Annotated in this window: 14 protein-coding genes; 7 read left to right on the forward strand and 7 right to left on the reverse strand. The window is 36.5% G+C overall.

What is annotated here, in order from left to right; all coding sequences use genetic code 11:
• Window positions 1-124 precede the first annotated feature (124 nt).
• Window positions 125-1,927 carry a serine hydrolase gene (locus tag Q0972_RS17770; RefSeq protein WP_299368706.1) on the reverse strand — a complete coding sequence of 601 codons (1,803 nt, stop codon included), beginning with the start codon at window positions 1,925-1,927 and terminating at the stop codon, window positions 125-127.
• A 294-nt stretch (window positions 1,928-2,221) separates the two neighbouring features.
• On the opposite strand from Q0972_RS17770, the gene Q0972_RS17775 reads away from it, so the two are divergent.
• The 7 genes from Q0972_RS17775 to Q0972_RS17805 are packed head-to-tail and all read left to right on the forward strand — an operon-like array spanning window position 2,222 to window position 7,260.
• The gene (locus tag Q0972_RS17775) at window positions 2,222-2,644 is read left to right on the forward strand and encodes a DUF2141 domain-containing protein (RefSeq protein ID WP_299368707.1); all 423 of its coding nucleotides are present in this window, start codon (window positions 2,222-2,224) and stop codon (window positions 2,642-2,644) included.
• A gap of 11 nt (window positions 2,645-2,655) precedes the next feature.
• On the forward strand, window positions 2,656-3,279 hold the full coding sequence (locus Q0972_RS17780) for a hypothetical protein (protein WP_299368709.1): 624 nt from the start codon (window positions 2,656-2,658) through the stop codon (window positions 3,277-3,279).
• Window positions 3,280-3,298: 19 nt separating this feature from the next.
• The gene (locus Q0972_RS17785; RefSeq protein ID WP_299368712.1) at window positions 3,299-4,657 is read left to right on the forward strand and encodes a histidine kinase; all 1,359 of its coding nucleotides are present in this window, start codon (window positions 3,299-3,301) and stop codon (window positions 4,655-4,657) included.
• 10 nt (window positions 4,658-4,667) lie between these two features.
• Window positions 4,668-4,982, forward strand: a complete 315-nt coding sequence (locus tag Q0972_RS17790) for a 2TM domain-containing protein (protein ID WP_299368715.1) — start codon at window positions 4,668-4,670, stop codon at window positions 4,980-4,982.
• A gap of 4 nt (window positions 4,983-4,986) precedes the next feature.
• The gene (locus Q0972_RS17795; RefSeq protein WP_299368717.1) at window positions 4,987-5,325 is read left to right on the forward strand and encodes a 2TM domain-containing protein; all 339 of its coding nucleotides are present in this window, start codon (window positions 4,987-4,989) and stop codon (window positions 5,323-5,325) included.
• A 46-nt stretch (window positions 5,326-5,371) separates the two neighbouring features.
• Window positions 5,372-6,508, forward strand: a complete 1,137-nt coding sequence (locus Q0972_RS17800; RefSeq protein WP_299368720.1) for an amidohydrolase family protein — start codon at window positions 5,372-5,374, stop codon at window positions 6,506-6,508.
• On the forward strand, window positions 6,505-7,260 hold the full coding sequence (locus tag Q0972_RS17805; protein WP_299368723.1) for a LytTR family DNA-binding domain-containing protein: 756 nt from the start codon (window positions 6,505-6,507) through the stop codon (window positions 7,258-7,260). The genes Q0972_RS17800 and Q0972_RS17805 overlap by 4 nt, the downstream gene beginning before the upstream one ends.
• Here the strand turns inward: Q0972_RS17805 and Q0972_RS17810 are convergent.
• From Q0972_RS17810 to Q0972_RS17835, 6 genes are all read right to left on the reverse strand, one after another.
• Entirely contained in the window at window positions 7,252-7,677 is a 426-nt protein-coding gene (locus Q0972_RS17810) for a DnaJ domain-containing protein (protein WP_299368726.1), read from the reverse strand. The two genes, Q0972_RS17805 and Q0972_RS17810, sit on opposite strands and share 9 nt — an antisense overlap.
• Window positions 7,678-7,935: 258 nt before the next feature.
• Window positions 7,936-9,114 carry an LETM1-related biofilm-associated protein gene (locus Q0972_RS17815; protein WP_299368729.1) on the reverse strand — a complete coding sequence of 393 codons (1,179 nt, stop codon included), beginning with the start codon at window positions 9,112-9,114 and terminating at the stop codon, window positions 7,936-7,938.
• Window positions 9,115-9,157: 43 nt separating this feature from the next.
• On the reverse strand, window positions 9,158-10,072 hold the full coding sequence (locus tag Q0972_RS17820; protein ID WP_299368732.1) for an AraC family transcriptional regulator: 915 nt from the start codon (window positions 10,070-10,072) through the stop codon (window positions 9,158-9,160).
• Between the two features lie 531 nt (window positions 10,073-10,603).
• Window positions 10,604-11,359, reverse strand: coding sequence for an SDR family oxidoreductase (locus Q0972_RS17825; protein ID WP_299368735.1), 756 nt, complete (start codon window positions 11,357-11,359; stop codon window positions 10,604-10,606).
• 118 nt (window positions 11,360-11,477) lie between these two features.
• Window positions 11,478-12,050: a hypothetical protein gene (locus tag Q0972_RS17830; RefSeq protein WP_299368738.1), complete on the reverse strand. Its 573-nt coding sequence runs from the start codon at window positions 12,048-12,050 to the stop codon at window positions 11,478-11,480.
• Window positions 12,051-12,115: 65 nt separating this feature from the next.
• Complete coding sequence (locus Q0972_RS17835) at window positions 12,116-14,854, reverse strand: DNA methyltransferase (protein ID WP_299368741.1); 2,739 nt, start codon at window positions 14,852-14,854, stop codon at window positions 12,116-12,118.
• Window positions 14,855-14,930 lie beyond the last annotated feature (76 nt).

The raw sequence follows: 14,930 nt of genomic DNA on the forward strand, positions 1-14,930 counted from the left end.
CTATATTTCATATTAGGTTTACTTTCGCAAAAGACTATGTTTTCAGCATAAAGCTTTGCATAAATCCAAATATAGCTGCAAAAACAATACTTTTTATACGTAGAACTACGTATTTTTCAGGGAATTACTCCTTTTTTTTCGCCACAAACGTCCCATTAGGCTGTATAAACTTCACTTGGTCAATTTTACCATCGGTTTCCAAAAACTCAATTTTAAAACCTTCCAGCACCTTAAAATTAAACTTATGCTCAGCTGTTGGGACCAGTTCGTATTCAGGCTGACCTGGGACAAAGACGTAAAGGACGTTTTCATCTTTAATATAGGTTTTCACTTCTGTACCCATGAGATCGTACAACCCAACATACTGTTCCAACGTTTGGGTATCCACTACAATAGTGTTAGGCGTGCGTTTAAAAGCAATGGCTTTCGTCAAGGGCTCAATATCCGCTTTAAGATAATCGATGTCACCAGCCGTATTTGCAGTAAACGTCACCTTTAAGGCACTGCGAATTTGTGAGGCGTCAATTTTACCATCGTTGACATCGATCAACTCAAAAGTATCGTAATGGAAATGGTGCAAATATTGGCGATTATCCTCAAGTTCCGCATAAAGCGAATCCTTTTCTACCACAATATCAAATTTGCCATACCCTTTATTCTCGTAGGTGCCTGTATAGTCCAGTAAAATATGGGAGGGTTTTGTGCCTTTAACATTAGACGTTTCATCCGTCCCCTCAGCATCTTCTTGTGCGTTTAAGATTTTTTCTAAATCGGCTTTGTGATTTTCTGCCCATTCGGTCTTTTCAACGTTGAGCATATGATCCGCGGCGATGTTTCTTATCAATCGCGGTACAGCAGAGCCATTTTGGTTAGCTAACACCACAATGCCTAAGCTATCCGTTGGATACAGGGCGACACTGGCAGTAAAACCATTGATATTACCACCGTGTTCGACCATATAATGCCCTTTGTACGAGTGTAAAAACCAACCGTAACCATAATTAGCATACTGTATGCCTGGTAACTCTTCCGTAGGAAAGCCAGCCGCCGCAACCATCTGCGAACTCATGGCCTGTTTTACATAAGCTTCAGGGATAATTTGCTCATCACCATATTTACCTTTATTGATCCAAAGCATCAACCATTTACTCATATCGTTTACACTACTATTAATGCTTCCAGCAGGCGACATGGCAGCAATATCGTAGTAATCCATTTTTTCGATGTTGCGGTCATCATCCAGTTGATAACCTTTAGCTACATTAGTGCCATTTTTCATGCCATCGATCATGGTGTTAGAGCGATTCATACCTAGAGGTTTAAAGAAGAGGTCTTCGATATTGTCTTCCCAAGTCTTTCCCGTAATTTTTTCGGTAATAACACCCTGTAATAAAAATCCGAAGTTATTATAGAACCATTTTTGTCGCACGCCAGTAAACGGTTCCTGGTATTGCATACGAGCCACCAAAGTATCCTTGTTGTGCGTTGGGAAGAAATACCAAGCCCCATCGTGTCGTGGTAAGCCCGTACTATGGCGCATTAAATCTTTAATGATGATGTTGTTGTTCATTTCATCATTGTAAAATTTTAGTCCAGGCACATAATCTAAGGGGCTGTCGTCCAAAGATAGTAGGTCCTGCTCCTGTAAAATACCAAGTAATGCAGAGGTAAAGGCCTTTGTTGAAGAACCAATGGCAAACAAGGTATTGGCATCGGCAGGTATTTTATTCTCATAGTCGGCATAGCCAAAGCCTTTGGCATAGATGATTTTATCACCTTCTACAATGGCTACTGCAAAACCGGCCGCCTTAGTAGTTTCTAGTAACAAGCTGAATTGCTTTTCGATGTTTTTAAGGCGTTTATCGGTTTGGGCAAAGGATAAGGATATAAATACGATAAGGGCAATGCTGAGAATACGAGTTTTCATTTTTGGTTGGATTTGATTCATAGTTTTTATGGACTAATCCCTCGAACTGACGAATTTAGTCTATAAATCATGTTCTCGAGAGTTCTACTGAGCTCGTCGAAGTACATCTTGACGGTTTGTTGTATACCAATTTAAGTTTAGCTACTAGATTAGTATTAAAAGTCCTTACTAAGTTACTCTTTTTAAAGGGACTTTAAAAAATTACAATTCGTCATTGAAATATTACAATTCGGTTAGTCACGTTTTAAAAGTCTTCAAATGTGTCGGATATTTGTACTAACAAAAACAAAACACATGGGCACACTAGTAAAAATTGCAGTTTTATTCATCATAAGCATTTTCACCTTTCATTCGCAAGCACAGGAATCTTATAGCTTAACCGTAAAAGTTGAAGATGCCGATAATAACGATGGCAAAATGTTGATAGCAGTTTACGATAACGCATCAGATTTTTTGGACAAGACATTTAAAGGTACTAAGAGCGACATCAGTAACAATGGATGTGTGGTAACTTTCGAAAACATCCCAGAGGGCACTTACGCTGTTTCCATTTTTCATGATGAAAATGACAATGGTAAGTTAGACAGCAATTTTATAGGTATCCCAAAAGAAGATTATGGATGCTCAAATGGTGCTACGGGCTTTATGGGACCTCCAAAATGGAAAGATGCGAAGTTCGAATTAAAATCAGATAAAACAATAACCATAACACTTTAACCAATAAACACATGAAGAATTTATTTATAGTCGTTTTGTTGGTCGTGACTGGAATAACGCAATCACAGACCAATTTTGAAAAAGGCATGACCAAAGCCTTTGAATTTTGGAACGCTGATAAATGGGACGAGGCTGAAAATATGTTTGAACGCATTGCTAATGCCGAAGCAGACGAATGGTTGCCTAACTATTACATTGCACAAATGAATAGTCTAAAAAGTTGGGATGAAAAAGACGAAGCCGTTATAAAGGCTCAACTTGAAAAAGCGCAAGAACACCTCGATATCGCCATGATGAAAAGTGAAGATAACGTAGAACTTTTAGTGATGCAAGCACAGATCTATACCAATTGGGTGGCGTTTGATGGTAGAACTTATGGAATGAAGTATTCGGCAAAGGTTGCCCAATTGTATGCTGAGGCCGTAAAGTTAGATCCGACAAATCCTAGAGCCGCATTTTGTAAAGCCGATTGGGATATGGGGAGTGCTAGGTACTTCGGAAAGGATCCAGCACCTTATTGCAAGGATGTTGAAGCGTCTATTGAACTTTTTGATACCTTTAAACCAAAGAGCGATTTTCATCCAAATTGGGGGAAGGAACGTGCTGAAAAGACTTTAGCACAATGCAAAGGATAGTATTTTAATATAGAAAACAATGAAAGAATTTTTTAAAACGGTAATTAAGGGAATAATAGTAGCGATAGTGCTTATGACTGTCGATCAATTGATTCGCTATTTCTCTGGTGCTACCATTACTTTTGATAAGAAGTTCTTAAGGATGTTTTCTTATTACATCATTTATTCTGTTCCCTTAACCCTTGTCAATGTTTATTTTTTTGATTATTTGAATCAGAAAGTAGTTTGGGTAAAATATGTTAAATACCGTTTTGTTATAGGGTTTATAGGCTCAGTAATAATATCACTGATCACCATCTTTTTTGTACGTATCTTCATTGGACTCGTCGTTGAAGGTGAAAGTTGGTTAGAATTTGTTGCGGGTGAGCGCATGCGATACTACCTGAGTGCACTATTTATAACATTGGCTATATCTATTTTTTTTCATGCTATTTATTATTACAAGGAATCACAAAAAACTAAGGTTAAGGAGCAAAAGGTTATAGCAGGTACTGCAAGTGCCAAGTTCGATGCCTTAAAGAATCAGTTAGACCCACATTTTCTATTTAATAGCTTAAATGTATTAACGAGTTTAATTGAAGAGAATCCAGATAGTGCCCAAAGGTTTACAACCGCCTTGTCTAAAGTCTATCGCTATGTGCTAGAGCAGAAAAATAAGGAACTAGTAACTGTAGATGAAGAATTGAATTTTGCAAGAACCTATATGTCGCTTTTAAAAATGCGATTTGAAGACAGCATTATTTTCGAGATTCCAGATAAGGCTTCAAACCCAGAAAGTAAAGTGGTGCCTTTGTCCCTACAGTTGCTTTTAGAAAATGCTGTGAAACACAATATGGTAACCACAAGTAAACCATTACACATAAAAATATACGAAGATGGAAATCATTTGGTAGTGATGAATAATCTTCAACCAAAACAAATCGTAAAGAAGGGTAGTGGTGTAGGTTTAGAGAATATTAAACAACGCTACAAACTACTTACAGAACGAAAAGTCTATATCAATCAAAGAGACACGGATTTTGCAGTAGCAATTCCTATGCTCACAAAACAAATATCAATCATGAGAGCAGCACAAAAATCACAAGAACGTCTTAATGACGACTACGTTAGAGCACGTAAACGTGTAGAAGAACTTAAAGCATTTTATTACAGCCTAATTGCTTATGTCCTTGTTATACCTTTTTTAATTTTTATATGGTATAAATATTCACAGCATACCATTCAATGGTTCTGGTTTCCAATTTTTGGTTGGGGCATTAGCTTAGCTTTTCAAGCGTATAGAGTGTATGTCGATGAAGGTGCTTTTGGAGCCAAATGGGAAGAACGCAAAATTGAAGAATATATGCGTCAGGAAGAAGAAAAAAATCGTTGGAAATAAAACTTAAGTCATGAAATATCAAGATTCTAATCTAAACTACATAAAGGCCAAAAACAGGGTCGAAAAAGAGCGAGGTTTTTACACACATCTCATCGTATATGTGTTGGTAAATATAGGTATTACACTAATTAAAGTATGGAATGATTTAGATAGTTGGGAAAGCTTTACCAATGAATTAATCAGCATCAACGTACTTAGCGTTTGGTGTATTTGGGGTATCTTTCTCATATTGCATTTCATGTCCTTTAAGTTTGGCAGCGCTTGGGAAGAGCGTAAAATAGAAGCGTTAATGAAAAAAGAATTGTCTAAAGATTCAAAAAAATAATAACATGGAAAAGTATAGCATAGAACCTTATAAAGACAAAGATGAGGTTTCAGATTTTAGAAAAGAAGAAGCATATTTAAGAGCTAAGAAGAAGGTCGATTCCATAATTGGATTTTACTGGCATTTTGCAGTATATCTTGTGGTCAACATTTTTCTAATTATCCTTATTGGTGTTAATGCAGGGTTTAATGGATTTGGACCTTATGCTACAGCTACATTTTGGGGAATAGGATTGTTCTTTCATTTTTTGGGTGTTTTTGGACCAGATTTCTTTTTCGGTAAGGATTGGGAAAAACGGAAGATCAAAGAGTTTATGGATAAAGAAGAACGCAACTGGGAGTAAGCTCAGTAGCCAGTTGCAATTTTCAGTAGGTAAAAAAAACCGAATTATGCATAGATTAAAAATAGTATTAGTTCTTATAACTTCTATATGTATTGGAAATGCTCAGAATTCCTTTATCATTGAAAACGTAAAGCTCTTTGATGGAGAATCAATCATCGAGTCCGTTTCGGTTAAGGTTGAAGATGGTATTATAAAAGAGGTTTCAAAAACCATTCAACCTACCGATAAGGATGAAGTCATAGATGGCAAGGGCAAAACACTCATTCCAGCCTTATCTAACGCCCATGTGCATGCTTGGGCTCCAAACTCATTAACTGAAGCTGCCAAGGCAGGTGTTTTAAACGTTATGGACATGCACGGTTTGGAAAACTATCAGATCATGTTAAAACAACTAAAAGACTCCACAAATTTTGCAAGGTATTACGTGTCTGGTTATGCCGCAACAGCACCAGAGGGTCACGGCACACAATATGGTTTTCCTGTACCGACATTAACAAAGCCAGAAGATGCCAAGAAGTTTGTTGAAGATCGGGTTAAGGCCAATGTAAACTATATTAAGATTATTGTAGAACCATGGCGAAAAACATTGTCTATTGAAATAGTTTCAGAACTCATTAAAGAGGCACACAAGGCTAGAAAAATTGCTGTAGTTCATGTCAGTAGATTAGAGGATGCTATTGATGTTTTAAGCAAAGATGCTGATGGACTAGTTCATATTTGGAGAGACCAGGAAATGGATAAGTCGCAACTAAAACAGTTATCCGAAGAAAAGGATTTTTTTGTAATCCCAACGGTATTAACAATACTAAAGGCTATTGAAAGTTTAGGTGAAGATGCTGAAACGTATTTGACCAAAAAGCAATTACTTGCCGAAATTAAAAAGCTTCATGACATAGGTATACCCATTCTCGCAGGAACAGATCCACCAAATTTAGGGATCAATTACGGTACGGATTTATATGAGGAATTAAAACTTTTAGGGGAATCTGGACTTTCAAATATTGAAGTCCTAAAAGCAGGAACGAGTAATATTACAAAAGCCTTTGGTTTAGAAAATACAGGATATATAAAAACAGGATTCATTGCAGATTTAATTTTGGTTGATGGTGATGTTACCGAAAATATCAACACCCTTAACAACTCTAAAATCATCTGGAAAAACGGTAAAAAAGTAAAACTATGAGAACGATTATAATAGAAGACGAAAAACCATCAGCACGGCGATTGCAACGTATGCTCAAATCCTTTGATGTTGAAGCAGAAACACTTTTGCATTCTGTTGAAGAATCCATAGCTTGGTTTGAAACCAATGAACATCCGGATTTAATCTTTTTGGATATTCAGTTGAGTGATGGCCTATCTTTTGAAATTTTTGAAGCTATAGAGATCAATTCGGCAGTGATCTTTACTACAGCCTATGATGAGTATGCTTTACAAGCGTTTAAACTCAATAGTATAGATTATTTGCTTAAGCCCATTGATGAGGACGAACTTAAAGCCGCAATAAGCCAATATAAAGGCACTACGCAACAACAAAAATCCGTTACTTTAGATTTTAACGATATTAAAAAGCTATTGGTGAACCCGATTGAACGTGAATATAAAAAACGATTTTCGGTAAAAGTAGGTCAACATTTAAAGTTGATTAATATTGAAGATATAGAATGTATTTATAGTGAAAACAAAGGCACTTATGTACATACCGTTGAAGGCAGAAATTACCTTTTAGATCAGACGCTAGACCAGCTAGAGGACGAACTAGAGCCACATATGTTTTACAGAATCAGTAGAAAGTTTTATGTTAATATCAATGCCATAAAAGACATTATCAGTTATACCAACTCCAGACTTCAGATTAAACTGAATCATTATAAGGAACAAGACGTTATTGTGGCAAGAGAGCGGGTAAAAGACTTTAAAAACTGGTTAGAATAAATCAAAGATATCTCCAATACCATCAAGAAGTTCGTCGGTACCAGAAAGAAGACCGTCCAAAAAATCACCATTCAGTAAAAAAATGTCGAGGAGTAAAAGCTCCTCTAAGCCGATACCTTCATATGTTTTAGACTTCTTTTTGGCCTCTTTTTGCCAATCTTCGTACTGTTGTTTTTGTTCAATAATAACAGGCTTATTCGTAGCTTCATAGGCTAGCATCTTATCATATTCGCGACGTTTATCTTCGTTTGATAAAATGTCGAAAGCTTCTACAAGTTGTTCAAACTTTTCTTTGGCTTCAGGTGATGGATTGTTGTCAGGGTGATAAATCGCAATCTCTTTTCTGAAGGCTTTTTTAATGGTTTCTAAATCGGTGGATTGGTCGATATTAAGCAACATGTAATAATTAGTAATCATAGCTAAAAATTATACCTATGTGTAATCAATTCTGTCGAAATGTTACAGTTGAGGTGTTATTTATTCAGAATGTGACTGTATTCTAATAGTCATTTCGAAATGAGTCCCGATAGCTATCGGGATCGGGACGATTGAGAAACCTTTAGGTTCGGCGAGGCTAAATCTTTAGGTTCGGCGATGCTCAATCTCATACGCTGTTTTTATGAGATGTCTCACACAAGGTTCGACATGACAACACTTGTCAAAACGCATAACCGATTACACTTTGTCGTTCTCAATCCTGTTGTCGTCAAATGCAGAGGGTAATAGTTTGGGGATAAACTTTACAAAAAGTGGCAACAGAATCATACCGCCAGGTAGCATAAAAATAGCCAAACTTGGAATGGATTTAAAGATATCCAGAAGTTGCGATTGAATCTTTTTCTGTTCTTCATTAGTCAAAGAACGTTGCGTGGACTGTGCTAAAAGCCACATCGCTTCCTTACTTTCAGAAAGCTCTTTGATCAATCGTTTGCTGTTGCGCTTAATGAGTTTAGAGACGACCTTACTGCTATTATCATAAAAACTTTGGGCTAAGTTCTTAGAGCGTAAAAATGCTACATCATCCTTATGCTTTGCATAAAAGCGGTTGATATCATCAACAGATTTTGTGATGTCGCTATGATGCAACTTTAAATCTGTTTTCAGGCGATTTAAAAACTCTCGTTCTTCCTTATCGATTACCTTATCACTCCATGAGGCCATACAGACCAAATCGATGAGGTATAATTTTTCTAGCGGTTCTGTAATAAATGAAATGGCATCATTGTAAGACGGCAATTCAGATTTTTTATGGCGAACCGAGTCCTCAAATAGTCGTATAAGATTAGTATCGTATATGGTTTTTTCAGATTTTACGTCAATGGCAGAGAAGATGATGGTTTCTAAAGCCGATTCAAGATTATTCACATAAGCCCTAATGTTGGTTTCGTCTTTTAAAAAGCGTTGATAGCCCAAAATATCTACAAATAATAAGGCATTGATCAAAAAATAATTGAAGGTTTTAGTGATAAAATTATCATCGATATTAATGCGTTTGTGAATCATTTTTTCCAACAAACTATCCGACGATTTATCACCAAATAATTCATCAAAAAAGGAACGTCTTTTATTGCTTATCGCTTTGTAAAATCTAATAAGGCTATCCGTAAGGTTTTCTTGGCACTTTTCATTTTCGTGAATAAAATAGTAGGTGACCAATAAATTGATCTTGCAACGTTCTTCATCCGTAAAATCAAAGGGTTTTGCAATGTCTAATATCACACTGACATTGCTTCCGTAAATGAATCCTGTTTGTTTTAGTCTATTGTAAAACTGCGAAGTTTCCATCTGAGCACAAGATGTTTCAGAAACCTCTACAAGTAGTTTTTTTATCCAGCCGCTAGCCGAAGGATTCATAGTTAGAAATTATACCATAAAGATAGACTTTATCTCTAAACTTTCAGTTAAATGTTTTTCTAAACTCTAAAGGCGACATCTCTGTTTTACTCTTAAACAATTTGGTAAAAGACGCTGGTTGCTCAAAACCAAGGTTATAGGCAATTTCGCTGATGGATAAGGTCGTTGTTGATAATTGTGTTTTTGCTTTTTCAATCAGTTTTTGATGGATGTGCTGTTGCGTGCTCATACCCGTTAAGGACTTTAGCATACTGCTCAAATAATTAGGTGATAAATTAAGGTTGTCTGCCACCCATTGTACGGTCGGTAAGCCTCTGTCGATTAAGGATTCATCTTTAAAATACCCTTTTAAAAGGGTTTCTAGATCGTTAAGGATTTTATGATTCACAATCTTTCGGGTAATGAATTGCCGTTCATAAAACCGTTCGGCATAATTGAGCAAAAGTTCAATTTGGGAGATGATGATATTTTGACTGAATTTATCGATGTTCGATTGGTATTCGCGTTGAATGTTTTGAAGTAAGTTGCCCATCATCATTTCCTCTTTTTCGGACAAAAACAAGGCTTCATTGATGCCATAACCGAAGAACTCATAGCGTTGCACTTTTTCGGCTAAAATGGTATTCCACATAAAATCTGGGTGAATCAATAGTAACCAACCCGAAGGGGTGTGGCCAACATTAGGATTGTTGCCTACGCTCAGCACTTGGTTGGGTGCAATAAAGGTCATGACGCCCTCATCGAAATCATATTCCTGTTGGCCGTAGAAAAATTTATAGGGAATATTGCGTTTAAGACCTATAACATAATAATCTTGCGTCCAGGTCATGTTGCTAATACCATCTATGTAGCGTACTTTAGAATAATCGACCAAGCTAATTAATGGATGTTCTGGCGCTGGCAATTGGGCCAGTTTATGGTAGTCACCTACTTTTTTTAAACGTGTGATGTGTTTCATGATATGTTATTGATATTTGTCACTTCGAGTATCCTGACTGTGATTACTGAGCTTGCCTGTGCTAAACGTGTCACATTGAGCGTGTCACATTGAGTGCAGTCGAAATGCAGTCGAAGCATCGAAGAGTAACGTCAGGATGTACCGAAAATAAGAAATTTAGTTGAACAAGACTTCTCGATACGTCCCAACGCTTCACGTTGGAACACTCGAAGTGACAGCAATTTAGTATTATTTTAAATTTAATAAAAAGAACAGAGATGTCTGAAAGGTATTCCCCTATGTCATTTCGAAATGAGTCCCGATAGCTATCGGGACGATTGAGAAATCTGTAGGTTCGGCGAAGCTAAATCTTTAAATTCTGTGACGCAAAGCCGTTAGACTTAGCGTAGCCAAATCGTATGATTCTTCTTTATGCTATTTTATGAGATGTCTCACTGCCTGCACTGAGCGTCGACGAAGTGTTCGACATGACTTCGTTTATCGGAAGTTACAGCAGCGAAAACTTTTCAGATATCCTTGTTCTTCATTAGCTTACACTAACATACCACCAGACACTTCTATACGTTGTCCATTGATCCAACCAGCATTATCCGAACATAAAAAGGCAACGACACCTCCTATGTCCTCAGCTTCGCCTACACGACCTAAAGCGGTGACACTGGCTATCATTTTAACCTTGTCTTCCTGTTTGTTGCTGCCACCTGCAAAATCAGTTGCAATGGCTCCTGGTGCTACTGTGTTGGCCGTGATTTTTCTGTCGCCTAGCTCTTTAGCCAAATAACGTGTAAAGACCTCAATGGCGCCTTTCATAACGGCATAAGCAGACATACCTGGCAAGCTAAAACGTGCCAAACCGCTCGAAATGTTAATGATACGACCACCAGTATTTAAAAACGGTAATGCGGCTTGTGTCATAAAGTACACACTTTTAAGATGCACGTTCATCATTTCATTAAACTGATCTTCCGTAGTATGCGCCACCATATTAAAAGTGCCAGTTCCTGCATTGTTGATCAAATAATCGAAGTTTGGGCTATCGTTTTTTTCTTTAAGATAGTTGGTTGCACTCTGCATAAACGCTTGTCCACTTTTGTGGTCGTTCCCATCGAAAGGAAAGGCTTTGGCATCTTGCCCCAAGGCCTTAATCTCACTGATGACGTCTTCTGCTTTTGTGGTATTACTGTAATACGAAAATATAATATCCACTCCTTCTCTGGCGAGGCTAATCGCCATGTCTTTGCCCAGTCCACGACTGCCTCCTGTAATAATTGCTGTTTTTGTATTCATGATTATAGTATTAAAGATTATGATACAAAGTTGCGATTAAAGCCGCGTTATGATTTTGCCAAATCTACGATTGTGTTGTTTGAATCTATGATGGCTCCAATTTTAGATAGGGTTTTTTCTAATATCGTATTTCTATAGCAAAACCCTCCGTGGATTGCATATTGTCCGATAGCTTACTGTCAGCAACACCAAGGAATAGAAATTGTGCACCTGCTGGTACCGTAATTTGAATTTGATTTTCGTCAATCCTAAAATCCTCAGGAATATCGGTAACTTGATCTTCTTCAAAGGTATTCTCAGTCACGTTGTCTGTACCAGCATCAATGGCATCCACAACTCTGTTGAGTTCGCTACTACCGAGTAATAAATTAGATGATGAAAACACACCAGCAGCACTATCCCTGGTACTTCCTGTTGGACTGTTAATATAAGTACCGATGGTCTTAAGACGTATGACATCACCTGGAGAAATGTTAAGTGAACTAAGATTAACGATAGCCGAATTTGTGGAGGTGTCCACATCATCGACTCTTAAAAATGTAGCTTGAGCGCCAATAGTAACGTTTTCAGTTAATAGCTGTGGATCATCGGATCCGTCGTCGTCATCGCTACAGGCTTGGACACTGAAAAGGATGAGTGCTAAAACGAATACATAATTAATTTGGGAGGGTTTTAGATTTTTTAATAACATAACAATGGATTATAAACGTTGATTTGGTTAATCATCGTAAAAATCTTGAAATGTCATCGGATATTTTATTTCTTTTTTTTCGTTCTCCTTTCGTCCAACAATGGTTTTGTGTATTGATTGTACAAGTCAAACAAGTATTCAATACGAGCGTTTTCATTAGTGAAAGCTTGTGGTCTATAGCATAAGTCAACTGCTTTATCCAAAGCTTGGTGAGCTTTTACCAATTTTGGTGGCATGGTCAATGGGTCATAAAGGTCTGCTAAACTACTTTCTGGAAATTTAGCTCTAACATCTAAAACCTTTTGTGCTTTTGTTTCTACCGCCTTTTTATTTTTATCACTTGGGTCTATGGGCCAAGGGTAATTGTTGTAAACCATTTCGTTTGAATATCTATAATCGCTCTTGATCCTACCACAAGTATATTTTACCCAAGTCATATGTATACCAGATTGAAGGATTCCAAATTCAAATAGATTAGCATTTGGAACTATACTGGTAGAATTATTTGCTATTTCGTCCTTTGTTTTGAATCCTAAAGGGATATATTTTCTTTGTTCACTTGAATGAAGAGGAATTAAAATGTAGTCATTATCTGGTTGTCTAATTTCACCGAAAAGCGTTGGGAAAGCTGCCAATTTTTGTGTTGCAGCACGTGTACTGTTTAATCGTAGATTCTTTACATTTTCAACACGCTTTTGTACCTCTTTTAAAACTCTTAATTCTGTTGGCTTTGCGTTAACTAGCCATAAACACCAACGTTTTTTACCATTTAAAAATTCGTGAGCACTAATTAGAGGTTTCATAAAAGGTTTTGCTTTGGGTTCTAACTTCAAAAATTCAATTTTTTCCTCATTTGTGAACAAAAAATTTCCACCATCATTAGGCATACTCCCAAACGAAATATTAGAAACATTACAAATAGGTTTTCTTCGTTTTAGAATTACCAAATCGTTAGCCTCAACCAAATATGGATTTATATTTTTAACCTTTTTTTCTTGTGGTTCACCTTTAATATCGTCATATACAAATAGGCTTTTGCTTTTAGTATCAAAATTTGCGAAGCCAATAATAACACAATGTACTGCTGCTTTTCCTCTTGCCTCATTAGTCCAGCTAAAGGTGGTGTGTGCGAAATGTATTTTTACATTATATTTATTTAATAATTCATTCCACAGAATACCCGTTTGTTCACCTTGTGTTATAGAATTTGTAGACACAAAACCAGCCTTTATTTGTGTGCCTTTAATATATTGAGATGCAAGCATATACCAAGCAGCAACATAATCTAAAATCCCTGCACCTTTTACATTGCCAAAGACTAACTTCATATCTTCTTTTTGCTCTTTGGTTTGCAAAGATTTACCATAAAAAGGCGGATTACCTATGATGTAGGATAGTTCGGTTTTTGATACTATATCTTCCCAGTTGTTACGCAAAGCATTACCATGTACTATTTTAGCAGCTTTTTTTAGTGGCAAGCGTATAAAGTATTGCCCAAACTCTTCTGACACACGCATATTCATTTGGTGGTCGATTAACCACATGGCAACTTCAGCAATTTTTGCCGCAAACTCATCATATTCTATCCCATAAAACTGATCTACATCTAACCAAAGTATTGAGGAAACATCTAAAACCTGTTCGCCTTTTTTAAAAAGTTCGCGTAAAATGTCAATTTCTAGTAATCTTAATTCCCTATAGGTAATGATTAAGAAATTTCCACTACCACAAGCTGGGTCAAGGAATTTTAATTTTGAAAGTTTGTAATGAAATTCTTTGAGTTTTTTTGAGCTAGATTTTACTTTTTCAAATTCTTTTCTTAGTTCATCAAGAAAGAGCGGTTTTATAAGTTTGAAGATGTTTTTTTCGGATGTGTAATGCGCTCCAAGGTTTCGTCTCTCTTCTGGATTCATTACACTTTGAAAAAGCGAACCAAAAATTGCAGGTGATATTTTACCCCAATCTAAACCAGATGCTTCTAATAAAATACTTCGCATTTTAGAATTGAACGCAGCAATTGGTAGTATTTCTTCAAATAACTTTCCGTTGACAAAGGGAAATTCATTTAAATCCTCATCTAAGTTTTTAAGTCGCTTTTCTTTAGGTGTATTAAGAACTTGAAAGAATTGAGCCATTAGCGCACCTAAGTCACTCCCATCTTCTTTTGTTTTTAGCTCAATAAATTCTTTAAAGGTATTACGTTCAAAAATACTTGTATCATCAGCAAACAGAATAAAGAGCAAGCGCACTAAATAAACTTCTAAATAAGTCCCTTCATAACCAAACTCTTCAAGTTGATCGTGAAGTTTTCCCATCAACTCTGCTGCTTTTATATTTACAGGGTCTTCTTCTTCAAAAGTTCTTTTTTGGTAACCTGCTATAAAACCAAAGAGTTTTACATTTTTGTAAAGCTCTGAAACAGGAAACTCATGCTCTGACCATTCATCAAGATCATAAAGTTTGATTCTGGCGAAGTCAGAAACTAATATGTATTTGGGTAATTCGTGTTCTTCAATTCCAGGAAAATAGTCTGTAGCTTGTTCAAAAGCTTTATCTAAGCTTCTGCCTTTGGATTTATGTTCAACGAGCAAAGTACCTTTCCAAAATAAGTCTATGAACCCCTGATTTCCACCTAATTTTTTTACGGGTTCTTCAAATGTAGCAACGCGTCTTCTTGATATTCCAAAAACATTAAAAAAATCATTCCAGAAGCTATCTTTTTCAGCACGTTCTTTTGTTTCATTTGCCCATTCGTTTGAGAACTTTAAAGCTCTGTCCTTTATCTCATTCCAGCTTAATGCCATGTAAGTTTTTTATTTTCAATTTATATTTTTCCAGATAGACACAAAAATGAAACAAAACATTATGATAATCCTACTG

Origin of the sequence: Winogradskyella sp., from assembly GCF_028282165.1 — a bacterium.
In the GTDB taxonomy this organism is placed as follows: Bacteria; Bacteroidota; Bacteroidia; order Flavobacteriales; family Flavobacteriaceae; genus Winogradskyella.